Below are 17,794 nucleotides of genomic sequence, written 5' to 3'. Positions count from 1 at the left end.
AGCCGATGTCCGCTACCCTGACTGCCGCCGCCATCACGGGACTCGTGCTCGCGGGCGGACGCGGCCAGCGCATGGGCGGCGCCGACAAAGGGCTGCAAGTACTGCATGGCCGGCCGCTCGCGGCGCACGTGCTGGCGCGGCTCGCGCCCCAGGTCGGCGCGCTGGCGATCAGCGCGAACCGCCATGCCGAGACCTACGCGGCGCTCGGCGCACCCTGGCAGGCGCAGGTGCTCGCCGACACCCTGCCCGATTACCCCGGCCCGCTCGCGGGACTGCTGACCGGACTCGCCGCGGCGCGCACCGACTGGCTGCTGGCCGCGCCGTGCGATTCGCCCTGGCTGCCCGCCGATCTGGCGGCGCGGCTGTCGGCTGCGGCACTCGCCGAAGACGCCGACATCACGACCGTCACCACCGCGAGCGCCGCCGGAGAGGTTTCACTGCACCCGGTCTTCGTGTTATTGCGCACGGCGCTTGCCGACGATCTCGCTGCCTTTCTGGACGCGGGCGAACGCAAGGTGCGCGCGTGGTACGGGCGCCACAAGGTGGTCGAAGTGGCCTTTGCCGAGGAGCGTGCGTTTTACAATATCAACTCTTTGCAGCAACTCGCCGACCTCGACCGTGCCTGACGAGTGGGAGCAACCCGGGGAGCACTCCGGACAGCAGCCCGCGAGCCGCCGCCCGCTGTCCCACCGCTCCGACGCATATCAGGCATGCCCACCAGGACGACCGCCGCACCCGACCGGGCTTAACGCGCCGCCTCCCCACCCGATGACCACGCTTAACACTTTGTCCGGTTGCGTCAGCCGTTACGATCCTCAAGCCCTGCCCGTAAGCGCCGCCCAGGCCATCGTGCTGCAATGGGTCACACCGCTCGCGGCAAGCGAGCGCGTGCCGTTGCGCGATGCGCTGGCGCGCGTGCTCGCGACGGACGTGATCTCGCCGATCGACGTCCCCGCGCACGACAACGCCGCCATGGACGGCTACGCGTTCGACGGCGCCGCGCTGCAAAGCCAGACCGGCGGCACGCTGACCCTCAAGGTCGCGGGCAAGGCCTTTGCAGGACATCCGTACGCAGGCGAGATCGCATCGGGCGCGTGCGTGCGCATCATGACCGGCGCGCCGATGCCCGCCGGCTGCGACACGGTCGTCCCGCAGGAACACACGCGGCGCGAGGGCGATTGCGTGACGTTCGCCGCGCAAGCCGTCGCGTGCGGCGCCAACCGCCGCCGCCGCGGCGAAGATCTCGCGAAGGGCAGCGCCGCGCTGCGCGCCGGTCGCATCCTGCGCGCCGCCGACATCGGCCTGATCGCCTCGCTCGGCCTCATCGACGTCGACGTGAAGCAACGGCTGCGCGTGGCCTACTTCTCGACCGGCGACGAATTGCGCTCGCCGGGCGAGCCGCTGGAAGCGGGCTGCATCTACGACAGCAACCGCTACACGCTGGGCGCCATGCTCGAGCGGCTCGGCGTCGAGGCCATCGACCTCGGCCTCGTGCGCGACGAGCCGGCCGCGCTCGCCGCCACGCTGAAGCAGGCCGCCGAATGCGCCGACGTGGTGCTGACCTCGGGCGGCGTCTCGGTTGGCGAAGCGGATTTCACGCGCCAGCAATTGCAGACGCTCGGCGACGTCGCCTTCTGGGGCCTCGCAATGCGCCCCGGCCGGCCGCTCGCCTTCGGCCGCATCTGGTCGGGCGGCAAACCCGGCACGGGACGTGCGGCGCTCATCTTCGGCTTGCCGGGCAACCCGGTCGCGACGATGGTGACGTTCTACCAGATCGTGCGCCCCGCCCTGCTCGCCATGGCCGGCGCCGCCCCGCAGCCCGTGCCGCTGATCCCGGCGCGCTGCGACGCGCCGATCCGCAAGCGGGCCGGCCGCACCGAATTCCAGCGCGGCCAGGCGCGCCGGGAGGAACGCGGCGAACGCGGCGAGTGGCGCGTCGTGCCAACGGGATCACAAAGTTCCGGCGCGCTCAGTACCATGAGCGAGGCAAATTGCTTTATCGTGCTCGCCCATGAAGCCTCCGATCTCGACGCCGGCGACGCCGTCGACATCATGCTTTTCGACGGACTCGTCTAGCACGAGCCAGCCCTTTCCAGCCTTTGCCGAATTCCATACGTCCACCACGCCATACGGACCGACTCACATGAAAAAACAGATCTCGTTCATTGCCGCGGGGCAGACTGCCAAGGCGCTCATCCTCGTGTATCTGACGTTCAGCGTGCCGCTCGTGCTGCTCGTCGCCGTTGTCGCGTTCCTGCGCTACGGCACCTTCGAACTGGCCACCGTCTTCAGCGCGCTGCTGCTCAACGCGATCGTCGGCTTCATCCTGTTGTGGATCGCCTGCCACGCCTATAACTGGGTCGCGGCGCGCTTCGGCGGCATCGAGATCCACCTCGCCGACGCGCCGGAAGAAGCGTAATGGCGGCCACGATCCGCACGGCCACGCCGGCCGACGTCGGCGCCATGCACGCGCTGATGTACGAACTGGCCGAGTTCGAAAAACTCACGCATCTGTTCGTCGGCACGCCCGAGGGGCTCGCCGATGCGCTCTTCGGCGCGCGTCCCGCAGCGGAAGCGCTGGTGGCCGAAGACGCCGGGAAGATCGTCGGCTATGCGCTCTTCTTCCACAACTATTCGACCTTCCTCGCCCGCCGCGGGCTCTACCTGGAAGACCTCTACGTGCAGCCGTCGCAGCGCGGCACGGGTCTCGGCACGGCCATGCTGCGCGCGCTCGCGGCCATCGCCGTGGAGCGTCAGTGCGGACGCTTCGAGTGGACCGTGCTCGACTGGAACCAGCCGGCCATCAGCTTCTACGAGAAGATGGGCGCGACTGTGCTGCCGGAATGGCGCGTCGTGCGCGTGGCTGGCGACGCGCTCGAACGCCTCGCCGCGCCGGCCGAACAGCCGGCCTGAGCCAGAGCACGCCGCTTACTCGTCGGCGGCGCCGTTGCGCAAGGCGTCGCCCAGCAGGTCCGTCGCTTCCTCGCCCGGCAGCGCCTCCACGTCGCGCAGCTTGCGATTCATCGCGCGCGTGCGCACCTCGGCGGCCTCGATCGAGCGCGTCACCGTCTCGAGCTGCGATTTCGTCTTCGCGAGCACGTCGCCGAACTTGCCGAACTCGGTCTTCACCGCGCCCAGCACCTGCCACACCTCACTCGACCGGCGCTCGATGGCGAGCGTGCGGAAGCCCATCTGCAGGCTGTTGAGGAGTGCCGTCAGCGTCGTGGGCCCCGCCACCGTCACGCGGAAATCGCGCTGCAGCAGGTCGGTCAGGCCCGGGCGGCGCAGGATTTCCGCGTAGAGCCCCTCGGTCGGCAGGAAGAGCAGCGCGAAATCCGTGGTGTGCGGCGGCGCGACGTACTTCTCCGCAATCGTGCGCGCCTCGGCCCGCACGCGCGCCTCCAGCGCGCGGCCCGCTTCCTCGATGCCCGCCGCGTCGGCGCGTTCCTGCGCGTCGATCAGGCGCTCGTAGTCCTCGCGCGGGAATTTCGCGTCCACCGGCAGCCACACGGGCGCGGCCGTGCCGTCGGCGTCTCCGCGCCCTGGCAGGCGAATCGCGAACTCGACGCGTTCGTTGCTCTTCGGCACCGTCGCAACGTTCTTTGCGTACTGGTCCGGCGTGAGCATCTGTTCGAGCAGCGCCTCGAGCTGGACCTCGCCCCACGTGCCGCGCGTCTTCACGTTCGTGAGCACCTTCTTCAGATCGCCGACGCCGGCCGCCAGTGTCTGCATCTCGCCCAGCCCGCGATGCACCTGCTCCAGACGATCCGACACGAGCTTGAACGACTCGCCGAGGCGCTGTTCGAGCGTCGCATGCAGCTTTTCGTCGACGGTGCGGCGCATCTCTTCGAGCTTCGCGGCGTTGTTCGCCTCGATATCCTTCAGGCGCTGCTCCAGCGTCGCGCGCACTTCGGCGAAGCGCCGGTCGTTCGCCTCCGTGAGCTGCGCGAGCTGCTGCGCCAGCACGCCGCCGAAATGGCGCAACGCGTTGCCCTGCTCCTCGCGCGCCTGCTGCGCCTGCTGCTGCAAGCTCTGGCGCACCGCTTCGAGCTGCTGCGCATTGGTCTCCGTCAGCTTGACGAGCTGCTGCGCGAAGCCCTCGATCTGGTTGTTCTGCACCGTCGCGATGCTCGTGAGGTGCGCGGCCAGCGCCTGCTGCACCTGAGCAAAGCCGCCGCCGAACTCGCTGCGCGAGGCCTGCGCCGTGCGCGCGATCTCGTTGCGCAGCTCGCGCTCGATGCGCTCGGCGGCGCGCGACTGCGTCTCGGTCGAAGCGGCAAGACGATCGCCCAGCGCGTCCAGCCCTTCGTGGAGCGCGTGCGCCGCTTCGGCTTCGTCACCCCGGCGAGCGCGCATCAGCGCGACGAGGGCGACGACGAGAGCAATCGCGACCAGCAGCGTCGCGACGGACATCAACAGCAAGGGACTCATGAACGGGCTTTCCCCATGACTTCAGGATTGATCGGATTGGGCGGGCGCCCCGCGCGCGGCCCCTCGCCCAGCGCGGCGATGAGGTTGTCGGCGGCAAGGTTCGCCATCGCGCGGCGCGTCGCCTCGCTCGCGCTCGCGATGTGCGGTGTGAGCACGACGTTGGACACCGTCAGCAGCGCCGGATGCACCTTCGGCTCGCCTTCGAACACGTCGAGGCCGGCTGCCGCGATGCGGCGCTCGCGCAGCGCCTCGGCCAGCGCGGCATCATCGACGATGCCACCGCGCGCGACATTGGTGAGCGTCGCCGTGGGTTTCATCAGAGCAAGCTCCGCCGCGCCGATCGTGTGATGGTTTTCCGCCGTGTAGGGCAGCACGAGCACAACGTGATCGGCCTCGCGCAGGAGCGCCTCCTTCGTGCGGTATTCGGCATTCAGTTCAGCTTCAATTTCCGGCGCGACGCGCGAACGGTTGTGATAGATCACGCGCATATTGAAACCCTGCGCGCGCCGCGCGATCGCCTGGCCGATGCGGCCCATGCCGACGATGCCGAGCGTCGAACCGTAGAGGTCCGGCCCGAGAAACATGTCGTACGACCACTTCTCCCATTTGCCCGCGCGCAGGAAGTGCTCCGACTCCGTGATGCGGCGCGCGGCCGCCATCATCAGCGCCCAGCCGAAGTCGGCCGTGGTTTCGTTGAGCACGTCGGGCGTGTTGGTGCCCAGCACGTTCGCAGCGTTGAACGCCGCCATGTCGAAGTTGTTGTATCCCACAGCCATGTTCGCAACCACGCGCAGGCGCGGCGCCGCCGCGAGCGTTGCGGCGTTGACCGGGTCGCCGGCCGTGAGCGCGCCGTCCTTGTCGGCGAGACGCCGCGCGAGTTCGTCGGCCGGCAGCGCGTCGCCGGTGTTCCAGTCCACCTCGAAATGCTGCTTGAGGCGCTCGATCACGTCGGGAAAAATGGGCCGCGCCACGAAGATCTTCTGCATCGTTGCTCTCCACTTCAGTTTCGGTTGCACACGCGGGCGACGCTCAGGCGAAAAAGAGCCAGGTCGCCGCCAGAAATATCGGCACCAGTATCGCGCAGGACCAGCCAAGATAGCCGAAGAAGCCCGGCATGCGCACGCCGCGCGATTCCGCGATCGCCTTCACCATGAAATTCGGCGCGTTGCCGATGTAGGTGTTCGCTCCCATCAGCACCGCTCCCGCCGAAATCGCCGCGAGCGTCTTCGCGCCCGATGTCATGAGCGCTGAAGCGTCGCCGCCCGCGAGATTGAAGAACACGAGCCAAGTTGGCGCATTGTCGAGAAACGACGACAGGAGGCCCGTTGCCCAGAAGTACATCGCGTCGTTGGGTCGGCCCGGCGCGTCGTTCACGAGGCGGATGAGGCCCGCGAACGCACCCGCCTCGCCCGCGCGCAGGATCGCGATGACCGGCGCGATGGTCACGAAGATGCCCGCGAAAAGCTTCGCGACCTCGGCAATGGGCGCCCAGTTGAACTCGTTGCCGGCGCGCGCTTCGCGCGGCGTGAAAACAAGCGACGCGACCGCGAGCAGCACGAGGCCGGCGTCGCGCACGAGGTTCTGCAATTCGATGTGCGCCCCCGGCACCGCGAACGCAATACCCGGCTTCCAGACCCCGCTCAGCAGCACGAGACCGATCGCGCCCGCGAGCAGCACGAAATTGAACTTGCCGCCGATGCCGAGCCAGCCTGTGTCGGGCGTCGGGTCGAGGAACGCGGCGCGCGTTTCGCCTTCGCGGCCGAAGAACCGCGCGTCGAGCACGTAGAACACGGCGAGCAGCACGCCGCAGACAAACAGCATCGGCAAGACGAGATGCTGCGTAGTCCAGAAGAAACCCACGCCGTTCAGAAAGCCGAGAAAAAGCGGCGGGTCGCCGAGCGGCGTGAGCATCCCGCCCGCGTTCGCCACGAGAAAGATGAAGAACACCACGACGTGAACGTTGTGGCGCCGGTTGTCGTTCGCGCGCAAGAGCGGCCGGATCAGCAGCATGGCCGCGCCGGTCGTGCCCATGACGCTCGCGAGCAGCGCGCCCAGCGCGAGGATCGCCGTATTCGTGCGCGGCGAGCCGTGCAGCGTGCCGTACACGCAGATGCCGCCCGCAATCGTATAAAGCGAGCCGAGCAGGACGATGAACGGCAGATACTCGTCGATCAGCGCGTGCAGGAACATCGGCCAGGTGGCGGCGATGCCGTGCGTCGCGGCGAACGGCACGAGGAACGCGAGCGCCCATGCGGCGGCGATCTTGCCGAAATGCCGGTGCCAGAATACCGGCGCGAACATCGGGTAGAAGGCGATCGACAAGAGCATGCCCGCGAAGGGCAGGCCCCAGGTGGCGGGGAGCATCGCGCCGTCGACGCCTTCGGCATGCGCGCAGGCAGGCAGCAGCGCCAGGACGGCGGCGAGCGCCGCGGCGCAGCGCTTGTGCGTCATTTACGCGCCATGCACGACGATGACGTGCACGCGGTAAGGTCCGTGCGCGCCAAGGATGATGGTCTGCTCGATGTCGCCGGTGCGCGACGGCCCCGAGACGAAGTTGACGGCGCGGGGCAACTCGCCGCGTTCGGCGCGCATCAGCGCGAAGGCGTCCTCGTGGCCCGCGACGATGCGCGACGCGGGCACGACGGCAATGTGCGTTTCGGGCAGCAGCGCGCCCGAGGCCCAGGTCTCGGGACTCGAAAGCAGAACGAGCGTGCCCGTCTCTGCCGTGGCGCAGAAGCAGCCTGTGAGGCCGACCAGATCGCGATCCTCGGGCTTGCGGAATTCGACGGCGAGGCCCGCGGCAGCCCAGTCGAGCGAAGCGAGCGTGGCCCAGGCCACTGCGTTGACGGCGAGGCCACGTTCGACGAGATAGCGCTGCGCGGCGGCCGGCACGGCGGCCATGCCTTCGACTTCCTCGACGGTGCTGGACATCTTCTGCGCTTCGCGCACGAAGCGCGCGACGAGGTCGCCTTCGAGCGTGGGCCGCGGCCCTTCGGGATGATGCGCAAGATAGTCGGCCACGGCCTCGCGCTCGGACGCGGCGGGCGCCGCCTCGCGGCCCTGAGCCGCGCGAATGCGCGCGAGTATGCTGCGGCGGGCGGCCGTGGTGTCCATGGGCGATCCTCGTTGCGTTGAAGAAAAGCGCTGCGCGCTCGCGCGCGGCATTGGTGCCGATTATAACGGGGCCACCCCGCTGGCCGCCTCGCCCCGTTTGCGGCGCTACTTGCCCGCGCTTTCTTCTTCGGTGGGCTGCTCGATGCCGAACACCTGGCGCAGATACGCGAGATAGGCCTTGTCGTCGCACATGTTCTTGCCCGGCGAATCGGAGAGCTTCGCGACGGGCTGGCCGTTGCAGCGGACCATCTTGATGACGATCTGCAGCGGCTGATAGCCGAGGTCGTTCGTGAGGTTCGTGCCGACGCCGAATGCGAGCCGGCAGCGCCCGCGAAAACGCTCGTAGAGCCGCAGCACTTTCGGAATGTCGAGCGCGTCCGAGAAGATCATGGTCTTCGTGCGCGTGTCGCAGCGGTTGTCCTCGTAGTGCTTGAGCAGGCGCTCGCCCCACTCGAAGGGATCGCCCGAGTCGTGGCGCGCGCCGTCGAAGAGCTTGCAGAAGTACATGTCGAAGTCGCGCAGGAAGGCCTGCATGCCGTACACGTCCGACAGCGCGATGCCCAGGTCGCCGCGATACTCCTTCGCCCACATCTCGAAACCATAGATCTGCGAGTCGCGCAAACGCGGCCCGAGCGCCTGGCACGCCTGCAGGTACTCGTGCGCCATCGTGCCGAGCGGCGTGAGATTGTGCTTCATGGCGTAGTACACGTTGCTCGTGCCCGTGAACTGCTCGCCGAGATCCTCCTTGAGCGTGAGGATCACCTCTTCGTGCCAGCGCTTCGAGAAACGGCGGCGCGTGCCGTAGTCGGCGATCTTGCAGTCGGCGAACTCGGGCTTCGCGCCGAGCAGTTCGATCTTGCGGCGCAGACGCTCGCGGCCTTCGTCGTATTGCGGATGGTGCTGCGTGTTGCGGAAGTAGACCTCGTTGACGATGGCGAGCACCGGAATCTCGAAGAGAATCGTGTGCAGCCACGGCCCCTTGATCTCGATGTCGATCTCGCCGTTGTTCTTCGGCGAAGGCGTCACCGAGATGTACTTCTCGTTCAGATGGAAGAGCGCGAGGAAATCGATGAAATCGCCCTTGATGAAACGCATACGGCGCAGGTAGTCGAGCTCGACTTCGGAAAAGCGCAGCCGGCAGAGCTTCTGGATCTCGCTGCGGATCTCGTCGACGTAAGGAACGAGATCGACGTCCGGCGTGCGGCAGCGGAAGCGGTATTCCACGCTCGCGGCCGGAAAGTGATGCAGCACCACCTGCATCATCGTGAATTTGTAGAGATCGGTATCGAGCAGCGAAGTAATGATCATGATGAGCCAGCCGGACTGCATTCTGAGGACGCGCGCCCATGTTACCCGAATGCGTACGCATTCACCGCCCTGCCGGGCATGCCCACGCGCGTTGCAGCGCGCTTTGCGAAGATTTCACGGTGACCGCGGCAGGGAGCCTGGGATGTCCCGGGCTGTGCCATAAACTAATCACGAAACGATATAAGCGCGCTTGCGGGCCTCTCGCAGCGAAAATTCGCATTCAGTTACAATAAGGGTTTCGGCCCACGCGCCTTCCCACGATACAAAAGCTTGCAGGAGCTGCCTGAATGACCCACGTTGTGACCGAAAGCTGCATCAAGTGCCGCTATACCGACTGCGTCGATGTGTGCCCGGTGGACTGCTTTCGCGAAGGTCCCAACTTCCTCGCGATCGATCCTGACGAGTGCATCGACTGCGCCGTGTGCGTGGCCGAGTGCCCGGTGAACGCCATCTACGCCGAAGAAGACGTGCCTGGCGACCAGCAGCATTTCACCGCCCTGAACGCCGAGCTGGCGAAGGACTGGCCGAGCATCACCAAGACCAAGGCCCCGCTGCCCGAAGCCGACGAATTCAAGGATGTGAAGGACAAACTCGCGCTTTTGGCACGCTAATCGCGCTGAACCCAGGCGCGTGTTGCGCCGTTGCGTTCCGGAACGGAATTGTTTTTGGGATGGCGCCGAGGTATTGACAGACCCATCCGTACCTCCTAAAATCTCGTTCTCTGCTTTTGTTGATCCCCGATAGCTCAGTCGGTAGAGCGCCGGACTGTTAATCCGTAGGTCCCTGGTTCGAGCCCAGGTCGGGGAGCCAAAGAATCGCAAAAGCCCGTTAACCACAACGGGCTTTTTTATGTCGTGAAGAGTTGCTGTATTGCTGTTCCCCGATAGCTCAGTCGGTAGAGCGCCGGACTGTTAATCCGTAGGTCCCTGGTTCGAGCCCAGGTCGGGGAGCCAAAAATCGAAGGCGTTGCGCGATTTTCGCGCAACGCCTTTTTCTTTTTTCGCGCCACCCTTGCGCAGCACGAGCTGTCGCGTGGCTTTGCCCGCTATCCGTGCACCAGGCACTGGCGGGCGAACCGGCCTGCCCGATAATGACGGTTCGCTACCCTCGGGAATCCGATATGTCCGCATCTCGATTCATCGCCCTGCTGAGCGGCACCGCCCTCGGCTTCGCACTCGCCACCGCCCACGCCGAACAGATCGGCAGCGTGAACACCAATTTCCACCTCACCGGCTCCGACCGCGTTGTCGTCGAGGCCTATGACGATCCGCAGGTGCACGGCATCACCTGCTATGTCTCGCGCGCTCGCACGGGCGGCGTGAAGGGTACGCTCGGCATTGCCGAGGATCCGACCGAAGCCTCCATCGCCTGCCGCCAGGTGGGCGCGATCTCCTTCACCGGGCCGCTCAAGCAGCAGGACGACGTGTTCAACGAGCGCATGTCCTTCCTCTTCAAGACCTTGCACGTCGTGCGCGTGGTGGACGCGAAGCGCAACGCGCTCGTCTATCTGACCTACAGCGACCGGGTAGTGAGCGGCAGCGCCAAGAACAGCGTCACCGCCGTGCCCGTGCCGGCGGGCACGGCGATCCCGCTGCGCTAGCGCCCTTCCCGCGCCGCGCCCGCTCGCCCGTCCGCTCGCGGGCGCGCTACACTGAAAGACGCCCGCCCCGATTGCTTGCCGCCATGACCACCCGCCGTTTCCGAGATTTCGCCCGCTACTGGCGCACACCGCTTTTGCCCGGCGCGGATCTCGTCACGGCCGAGTATCACGAGCACACGTTCGCGCCGCACTGGCACGAGGCCTACGCCATTCCCGTGATCGAGGACGGCGCGGAGTGCTACCGCTACCGGGGCGCGCAGTACGTGGCGGAAGCGGGAACCGTGCCGGTCATCCATCCCGGCGAGCTGCACACCGGTTCGCGCGCAGTGGACGAAGGCTGGCGCTATCGCGTGATGTACGTGCCGATCGACTATCTGCACGGCCTGGCCGACGAAATCGCCGGTCGAACGCAGCCGCTGCCGTGGTTCGGCTCCGAGGTGATCCGCGATCCCGATCTGGCCCGGCGTCTCTCCCACGCGCACCGGCTACTCGAAGCCGATGTCGACCGGCACCACGCGGCCCGGACCAGGGCCGATGCGGAAAATCCGGTCGTGACCGGCACACCGAGCCCCGGCAGCGATCTGCTGGGGGTGGAATGCGCCCTCGTCGATGCACTCTCGACCCTGCTCGCGCGCCATGCCCACACGGAGGCGGCACCCGTGCGCGCTTTGCCGGACGATCCGCGCGTGGAGACGATGAAGGCCCTGCTCGCCGCCGATCTCACGGCGCCATTGCGTATCGCCGATCTCGCCAAAGCGGTTGGCCTTTCGCCGTTTCATGCCACCCGGCTCTTCACGCAGGCCACCGGCCTGCCGCCGCACGCATGGCGCACGCAGTTGCGCCTGCAGCGCTCGCTCGCGCCGCTGCGCGCGGGCGCCACGGTCGCCGACGTCGCCAGCGCCGCCGGTTTCACCGACCAGAGTCACTTCACGCGGCACTTCCGCCGCATGTTCGGCGTGCCGCCGGGACGCTGGCAGGCACCGTAAGCGCCATTAGCACCAGTAGCACTATTAGCGCCGCCGCAAGAACGTACAAGCCAGGCGCCGGCCGGGGCGCTACGCTGTCCTCCAGTCTCAGGAGGACAACTTGACCACTCACCCCACCCGTTCCCAAGAGTTCGTCGCGGGCGCGCGCGACACGATCCCCATGATGGTCGGCGCCGCGCCGTTCGGCGTCATCTTCGGCACGCTCGTGACCTCGGGCCCGCTGGCGCTCTGGCATGGCCAGCTCATGTCGCTGGCCGTGTTCGCCGGGTCCGCGCAGTTCATCGCGCTCGGCCTGATTGCCTCGCACGCGAGTTTCGTCGTGATCTGGGCGACCACGCTCGTCGTCAACCTGCGCCACGTGCTCTACAGCGCGACGCTCGCCCCCTACGTTTCGCACCTGCCGTTGCGCTGGCGTCTCGTGCTGGGCGGGCTCCTCACCGACGAAGTCTTCGCCGTCGCCTGGGCACACTTCCGCCGCCATCCGCCCGGCGACGATGTTTCGCCCTGGCACTTCCTCGGCTCGGGCGTCGCGATGTACGTGAACTGGCAGATCTGGACCGCCGTCGGCCTGCTGTTCGGCGCCGCCTTCCCAGGCCTGCAGTCGCTCGGGCTCGATTTCGCGATGGTCGCCACCTTCATCGCCATCGTCGTGCCGCAGCTCGTCGCCGTGCGCTATGTGGCCGCTGCCGTCACGGCCGGCGCGCTCGCCTTCTTCTGGCAGGGCTGGCCGTACAAGCTCGGGCTGCTCGCCGCCGTGCTGGCAGGCGTCGTAGTGGGCGTGGCGCTGTCGCTGCCGCGTGCCACCCAGCGCACCGGACCGCGCACCGCCGCCGGAGCCCGCCAATGAGCTACGTCGTCTTGATCCTCGGCATGGCCCTCATCACCTGGCTCGTGCGCACGGCCGTCTTCGTGCTCGGCGAGCGGCTCGTGTTCCCGCCGCTCGTGCGCACCGCGCTCGGTTTCGTGCCCGTTACGGTACTCACCGCGATCATCGTGCCGATGGCCGTCTCGCCGCACGGTCACGGCGCCGAGCTTAACTGGCGCAATCCGCAGCTCGTGGGCGCGCTCGCCGCCATCGTCGTCAGCGTGCTCACGCGGCGGCCGCTCGTCACGATCGCGGTCGGCCTGGGTGTGTTCTTTCTCTGGCAAGGCGTCGTTTTGCGCTAAGGCGCGCGGCCGCGCGCCGCCTCCAGCCAAGCTTGTCTCAAGTTTCGCTCCGCGAGGCCGTTAATCCCGTCAAGGCCTGCTTTGGCGCCGTCGCCCGCGTGTTCGCATATTCGCGGAGGCGCCGCACGGCGTCACCCGGGCCGGGCGACAGCCAGCACGGCGCAGTGCGGCAAGGATCACACGGGGCAACCACAATGGGGCACATCACCCTCAATCTCAAGGACGAAACGCTGGCGTCGCTGCGCAAGGACTTCGACGCCTTCCTGCGCGTCTCGCTGAAGCTCGACCCGCAGTTCGCGACGCCGGCGTTCGAGGATTTTCTGCGCGCCAAGCTGCTGGACAACATGGTGCCGCTCACCGAGAACGCGGTGCACCGCATGCTGACGGGCGGCCAGTATGCCTGGGCAAAGCGCACGCTCGACAAGGAATTTCCCGAAGTCGTGTCGATCCTGATGCGGCAAGCGAGCGAGTTCGGTTTCGGTTTCGCCTCGCGCCCCGAATGGACGCCTGAGGAGCTGGCCAAGCAGTGCCGCGAATGGGCGGCGGCAATCGTGGACGAGGCGCAGGGCGAGCAGGTGCTGATCGATCCGCTCGCGGCGCAGATCAAGTCGTCCGTGCAGGACATGCAGACGCTGGAAGAGCAGATGCAGACGCCGGCCTGGCGTCTCTCGGAGTCGCTGCGCCAGCGTATCTACGAGGCGAAGATCGGCTGCGAGACGAGCTCGGGCAGCACGGCGCGCGAGCGCCTCGGTGAGCTGCGCGGCCTGTTGCGGCTCGCGATCACGCATGGCGTGTTCCAGAAGCAGGAGGCGCAGCAGATCATGGAGTACCTGCGGCTGCTCAAGCCTGAAATCTTCGTCGAGGAACCCGACGACATCTTCACGCGCCTCGCCGCGTGGCTGCGCAACTTCTTCGTGCCGCCGCAGCGCAGCCAGCCGCGCCGCCAGTCGAATTGAGGAGGGCGTCTGACCGCGGGGCGTCCAACTACCGGCGCCCCGAGCGGCCACCCTCGCCCGCCTAATCCCACATCTTCCTGAGCTTCGCACCGATCTCGATCTTCGCCTGCGCGGCGGCGGCAAGGCCGGCCGCGCTCGGCGGCGCGACGGCGGGCGCGGGCGGCCACGCGCGCGACTCGAAGAGCGGCAGCGCCGCCGCTGCAATGAAGCGCGTGCGCGAAGCCCATATGTGACGGTCGCCCGAGGCGGTCTGGTTGTGGACGTAGAAGCGCTGCGGCACGACGATGTGCAGATCCTCTTTCGCACGCGTCATCGCCACGTAGAGCAGGCGACGTTCCTCTTCCAGTTCTTCGTCGCTGCCCGCGCCGAGATCGGACGGGATGCAGCCATCCACGCCGTTGAGCACGAACACGTTGCGCCACTCCTGCCCTTTCGCGGAGTGGATCGTCGAGAGGATCAGGTAGTCCTCGTCGAGCAGTGGATTGGCCGATTCCGCGCTCGTGGCGTCGGGCGGATCGAGCGTAAGTTCCGTCAGAAAGCGCTCGCGCGAGGCATAGGTGCTCGCGATGCTCTCCATCTGCAGCAGATCCGCGAGGCGCACGGCCGCGTCCTCGTGGTTGCGCTCGAGGTGCGGCTCGTACCAGCGGCGTACGCGCTCGAACTCGGCGGGCCACGGCGTCGCGCGCCGGCCGATATCCTCGATCAGCGCGGCGAAAGCGGCCCAGTCCTCGGCGGCGCGCGGCGGCGGCGCAAACGCCGCGAGCGCTTCGGCCGCGCGATACGCGCCCGTGCAGGCCGCGACCTGGTCGAGCAGCCGCGCGGCCGTCGCGGGCCCGACGCCCGGCAACAACTGGGCGACCCGAAAACCCGCCACGCGGTCGAGCGGATTCTCCGCCCAGCGCAGCACCGCGAGCACGTCCTTGACGTGCGCGGCATCGAGAAAGCGCAGTCCGCCGAACTTCACGAACGGGATGTTGCGCCGCGCGAGTTCGATTTCGAGCGCCGCGCTGTGGTGAGCGGCGCGAAACAGCACGGCTTGCTGCTTGAGCTTCATGCCCGTCTCGCGCGCCTCCAGAATCTGTTCGACGACGTAGCGCGCCTGAGTGGCCTCGTCGGCGACCGTCACGAGGCGCGGACGCTGCGCCGAGGGCCGGTCGCTCCAGAGATTCTTCGTGAAGCGCTCGCGCGCGGCATCGATCACGGCATTCGACGCGGCGAGGATGGGCTGCGTCGAGCGATAGTTGCGCTCGAGCGTGACCTGGCGCGCGGGCGGATCGAACTGCGCGGGGAAATCGAGGATGTTGCGCACTGTCGCGCCGCGAAACGAGTAGATGGCCTGGGCGTCGTCGCCGACCACCGTGAGGCCGCGTCCGTCGGGTTTGAGCGCGAGCAGGATGGCGGCCTGCAGGCGGTTGGTGTCCTGGTACTCGTCCACGAGCACGTGATCGAAGCGGCCCGCCAGATCGGCGGCAAGCGAGGGCTCCGCGGCCATGTGCGCCCAGTAGAGCAGCAGGTCGTCGTAGTCGAGCACGCTCTGCTTCTGCTTCGCATCGACGTAGGCCGCAAAGAGCGCCTTCAATTGCGGCTCCCACTCGAGGCACCACGAAAACGAGCGGTTCAGCACGTTCACGAGCGTGTCGCCGGTGTTGACGACGCGCGAATAGATGGCGAGGCAGGTGTTCTTCGACGGAAAGCGCCGCTCTTTCGCCGAGAGACCCAACTCGTGGCGCACGAGGTTCATCAGGTCGGCGGAATCCTCGCGGTCGTTGATCGTGAAGGCCGGCGAAAGGCCGATCTGCTCGGCGTATTCGCGCAACAGGCGCGCGCCGACGCCGTGAAACGTGCCCGCCCACGTGAGTCCCTGCGCGAGCGCGGCCGCCGCGCCCGGCACGCCCGCGGCGATGCGGCCCACTCGGCGTTTCATTTCCTCGGCCGCGCGGCGTGAGAACGTGAGAAGCAGGATGCGATGCGGATCGGCGCCGTTGACGACAAGATGCGCGACGCGATGCGCGAGCGTATTGGTCTTGCCCGACCCCGCGCCGGCAATCACGAGGAGCGGCGGGGGCAGCGTCGCGCCGGGCGCGAAACCGTCCGGGCCGCCATGCTCGACAGCCGCCCGCTGGGCGTCGTTGAGCTTCGAGAGCCAGTTGGCAACCTCAGTGGAAACTGCGGTGGCAACGACATCGCTCGCGGCGGGGTTTTCGACTACGCTGGACACGGCAGTGGGCGTCTGGAAACAAGGGGCGACGCATACTGTATATCCATACACCCCACGCCGGCAAGCACCGATCCTGATGCGATCTGGCAGTATTCAGGCTCAAAGCCTCCCGTTGGCCCCATCCTCCGCATGCCGTATGATGCGAACCCTTCGAATGCATCCTCCCGCGCCCCGAGCCGACCTCGCCATGCCCAATCTCGATTTCACGTTGACCGGCGAATTCGTCGAACTGCACAACCTCCTGAAGATCACGGGGCTCGCCGACAGCGGCGGCTCGGCCAAGCAGATCGTCGCTTCGGGGGCGGTGAAGGTGGACGGAGAGGTCGAACTGCGCAAGACCTGCAAGGTCCGCGCGGGCCAGGTCGTGCTGCTGGGCGACACGCGCATCGCGATCCGCGAAGCGGAATGAAAGAAAATGCACCAGAAGTGGGCTTCGTGATCGACAATAGGGCTAACCCGCAATAAGCTGTCGATTCCGACAGAACGCCCGATAAAACGCTAAAACGCCGCGCGGCGCGACTCTTCGCGCCGCTTGTCTTTTATGACCCGACCGACGCTCTCCGCGCGCGCCATCGCGCCGCCCACGCTTTCCCGCCACGCCGCCGACACCGCGCGCCTCGCCGCCCCGCTCGCCATCGCCCAGCTTTCGCAGATGGCCATGAGCGTGACCGACACCGTGCTGCTCGGCTCGCTCGGCGCGGATGCGCTTGCGGCGGGCGGGCTCGGCGCGAACCTGTTCTTCGTCGTCGTGACGGTGCTGCAGGGTGTGCTGACTTCGGTAAGCGTGAGCGTCGCCCAGGCGCGCGGCGCGCAGAACGATCAGGACGTGCCGCATATCTACTGGACCGGCTTCGCGCTCGCGCTGCTGCTCTCGCTGCCCGCGTTCGCGCTGCTCTCGTTTGCGGGCCCCATCCTGCTCAGACTTGGCGAACCGCCGCTCCTCGCGCAGCACGTTGGCGACTACGCGGCCGTGCTGCGCTGGGGCGCGCCCGCGAGCCTGATCGCCGTGGGGCTCCTGCGCTCGTTCCTGCCGGCCATCGGCGCCGCGAAGCGCCTCCTGTGGGTGTCGCTCGCGTGCGTGTTCGTCAACGGCTTCCTCAACTACGGGCTGATCCACGGCGCGTGGGGACTGCCGCACCTCGGCTTCCTCGGCTCGGCAACGGCGACCGCCATCACGATCTGGCTCACCGCCATCGTCCTGATGGCGCTCCTGCACCTGCGGCCCTCGCATCAGCATTTCGTCGCCGCGCGGCGGCCCACGGGGCCCATGATGGGCGAACTCGTTTCGATCGGCTGGCCCGTCGCGATCACCTACGCAGTCGAGGCGATGCTGTTCCTCGTCACCGGCCTGCTGATGGGCCTGCTCGGCGAAACGCCGCTCGCCGCGCACCAGATCGCATTGAACGTGGCCTCCGTGTCGTTCATGGTGCCGCTCGCAATCGGCCAGGCGGCCAATGTGCGCGTCGGCTACTGGTCCGGCGCCGGGCAGCCGGGCGCGGCACGCCATGCCGGCCTCGTCGCGCTCGCGCTGGGCGGAGGCTTCATGTCGCTCTCGGCGCTCGTGATGGTGTTCGCGCCGCACTGGATCGTCGGGCTCTACCTGCATCTCGACGATCCCGCGAACGCTGCGACCGTCTCGCTCGCGACCTCGCTGCTCGGCGTGGCGGCGCTGTTCCAGATCGCCGACGGCGTGCAGACCGTGGGCTCGGGCTGCCTGCGCGGCCTGAAGGACACGCGCATTCCGATGATGGCGGCAACGCTCGGCTACTGGGGCATCGGCTTTCCGATCGGCTATGCGCTCGCGTTCCACTTCGGGCTGGGCGCGCGCGGGCTCTGGTGGGGCCTCGCCGCGGGCCTTGCCACGGTCGCCGTGCTGATGACGCTGCGTTTTCACCGGATGAGCCTGCGGCGCGTCATCGTCGCGGCCACCGGAGCCCGCCAGGCCTGACGCGCCTCGGGCAGTTAAGCGTCCGGTTAAAATGGGCGCGCCACGGTCGCCGTCCAGTTGTCCATG

General features: G+C 67.6%; 18 protein-coding genes and 2 tRNA genes. 14 read left to right on the top strand and 6 right to left on the bottom strand.

Annotated elements, in window-relative coordinates:
* Positions 1-5 precede the first annotated feature (5 nt).
* The 4 genes from mobA to WJ542_RS09100 all read left to right on the top strand — a co-directional run bounded on the left by mobA (position 6) and on the right by WJ542_RS09100 (position 2,913).
* Positions 6-626: a molybdenum cofactor guanylyltransferase MobA gene (mobA, locus tag WJ542_RS09115; RefSeq protein WP_411188996.1), complete on the top strand. Its 621-nt coding sequence runs from the start codon at positions 6-8 to the stop codon at positions 624-626.
* Positions 627-768: 142 nt separating this feature from the next.
* Positions 769-2,076: a molybdopterin molybdotransferase MoeA gene (gene moeA / locus WJ542_RS09110; protein WP_411188995.1), complete on the top strand. Its 1,308-nt coding sequence runs from the start codon at positions 769-771 to the stop codon at positions 2,074-2,076.
* A 67-nt stretch (positions 2,077-2,143) separates the two neighbouring features.
* Entirely contained in the window at positions 2,144-2,419 is a 276-nt protein-coding gene (locus WJ542_RS09105) for a hypothetical protein (RefSeq protein WP_411188994.1), read from the top strand.
* Positions 2,419-2,913 (top strand): GNAT family N-acetyltransferase, encoded by a 495-nt coding sequence (locus tag WJ542_RS09100; RefSeq protein ID WP_411188993.1) that lies wholly within the window; start codon positions 2,419-2,421, stop codon positions 2,911-2,913. Before WJ542_RS09105 ends, WJ542_RS09100 begins: the two co-directional genes overlap by 1 nt.
* A 15-nt stretch (positions 2,914-2,928) precedes the next feature.
* On the opposite strand, the gene WJ542_RS09095 is transcribed toward WJ542_RS09100, so the two are convergent.
* The 5 genes from WJ542_RS09095 to pncB all read right to left on the bottom strand — a co-directional run bounded on the left by WJ542_RS09095 (position 2,929) and on the right by pncB (position 8,853).
* Positions 2,929-4,431: a DNA recombination protein RmuC gene (locus WJ542_RS09095; protein ID WP_411188992.1), complete on the bottom strand. Its 1,503-nt coding sequence runs from the start codon at positions 4,429-4,431 to the stop codon at positions 2,929-2,931.
* Positions 4,428-5,417: a 2-hydroxyacid dehydrogenase gene (locus WJ542_RS09090; RefSeq protein WP_411188991.1), complete on the bottom strand. Its 990-nt coding sequence runs from the start codon at positions 5,415-5,417 to the stop codon at positions 4,428-4,430. The genes WJ542_RS09095 and WJ542_RS09090 overlap by 4 nt, the downstream gene beginning before the upstream one ends.
* A 43-nt stretch (positions 5,418-5,460) precedes the next feature.
* Positions 5,461-6,882, bottom strand: coding sequence for a sodium:proton antiporter (locus WJ542_RS09085; protein ID WP_411188990.1), 1,422 nt, complete (start codon positions 6,880-6,882; stop codon positions 5,461-5,463).
* Positions 6,883-7,545, bottom strand: coding sequence for a LutC/YkgG family protein (locus WJ542_RS09080; protein ID WP_411188989.1), 663 nt, complete (start codon positions 7,543-7,545; stop codon positions 6,883-6,885). It abuts the gene before it with no gap.
* 105 nt (positions 7,546-7,650) lie between these two features.
* Entirely contained in the window at positions 7,651-8,853 is a 1,203-nt protein-coding gene (gene pncB / locus WJ542_RS09075; RefSeq protein WP_411188988.1) for a nicotinate phosphoribosyltransferase, read from the bottom strand.
* A 287-nt stretch (positions 8,854-9,140) separates the two neighbouring features.
* On the opposite strand from pncB, the gene fdxA reads away from it, so the two are divergent.
* From fdxA to WJ542_RS09035, 8 genes are all read left to right on the top strand, one after another.
* Entirely contained in the window at positions 9,141-9,464 is a 324-nt protein-coding gene (fdxA, locus tag WJ542_RS09070) for a ferredoxin FdxA (protein ID WP_411188987.1), read from the top strand.
* 123 nt (positions 9,465-9,587) lie between these two features.
* Positions 9,588-9,663: transfer RNA gene (locus WJ542_RS09065), tRNA-Asn, on the top strand.
* Positions 9,664-9,730: 67 nt separating this feature from the next.
* Positions 9,731-9,806, top strand: a tRNA-Asn gene (locus WJ542_RS09060).
* A 167-nt stretch (positions 9,807-9,973) separates the two neighbouring features.
* On the top strand, positions 9,974-10,453 hold the full coding sequence (locus tag WJ542_RS09055) for a CreA family protein (RefSeq protein WP_411188986.1): 480 nt from the start codon (positions 9,974-9,976) through the stop codon (positions 10,451-10,453).
* A gap of 83 nt (positions 10,454-10,536) precedes the next feature.
* The gene (locus WJ542_RS09050) at positions 10,537-11,439 is read left to right on the top strand and encodes a helix-turn-helix transcriptional regulator (RefSeq protein WP_411188985.1); all 903 of its coding nucleotides are present in this window, start codon (positions 10,537-10,539) and stop codon (positions 11,437-11,439) included.
* Between the two features lie 160 nt (positions 11,440-11,599).
* A complete protein-coding gene (locus tag WJ542_RS09045; protein WP_411190509.1) occupies positions 11,600-12,286 on the top strand; it encodes an AzlC family ABC transporter permease in 687 nt (228 codons plus the stop codon).
* Positions 12,283-12,606, top strand: a complete 324-nt coding sequence (locus WJ542_RS09040; protein WP_411188984.1) for an AzlD domain-containing protein — start codon at positions 12,283-12,285, stop codon at positions 12,604-12,606. Before WJ542_RS09045 ends, WJ542_RS09040 begins: the two co-directional genes overlap by 4 nt.
* A gap of 194 nt (positions 12,607-12,800) precedes the next feature.
* The gene (locus WJ542_RS09035; protein WP_411188983.1) at positions 12,801-13,562 is read left to right on the top strand and encodes a DUF4088 family protein; all 762 of its coding nucleotides are present in this window, start codon (positions 12,801-12,803) and stop codon (positions 13,560-13,562) included.
* A gap of 61 nt (positions 13,563-13,623) precedes the next feature.
* On the opposite strand, the gene WJ542_RS09030 is transcribed toward WJ542_RS09035, so the two are convergent.
* Positions 13,624-15,780, bottom strand: coding sequence for an ATP-dependent helicase (locus tag WJ542_RS09030; RefSeq protein WP_411188982.1), 2,157 nt, complete (start codon positions 15,778-15,780; stop codon positions 13,624-13,626).
* A gap of 187 nt (positions 15,781-15,967) precedes the next feature.
* Here WJ542_RS09030 and WJ542_RS09025 point away from each other — a divergent pair, with 187 nt between their 5' ends.
* On the top strand, positions 15,968-16,189 hold the full coding sequence (locus WJ542_RS09025) for an RNA-binding S4 domain-containing protein (RefSeq protein ID WP_411188981.1): 222 nt from the start codon (positions 15,968-15,970) through the stop codon (positions 16,187-16,189).
* 132 nt (positions 16,190-16,321) lie between these two features.
* Positions 16,322-17,728, top strand: coding sequence for an MATE family efflux transporter (locus WJ542_RS09020; RefSeq protein WP_411188980.1), 1,407 nt, complete (start codon positions 16,322-16,324; stop codon positions 17,726-17,728).
* Positions 17,729-17,794: the final 66 nt, after the last annotated feature.

It is taken from the genome of Paraburkholderia yinzeri (assembly GCF_046581065.1).
GTDB lineage: Bacteria > Pseudomonadota > Gammaproteobacteria > Burkholderiales > Burkholderiaceae > Paraburkholderia.
The sequence above is the reverse complement of the archived record's forward strand: the minus strand, read 5'-3'. Positions and strand labels throughout refer to the sequence as shown.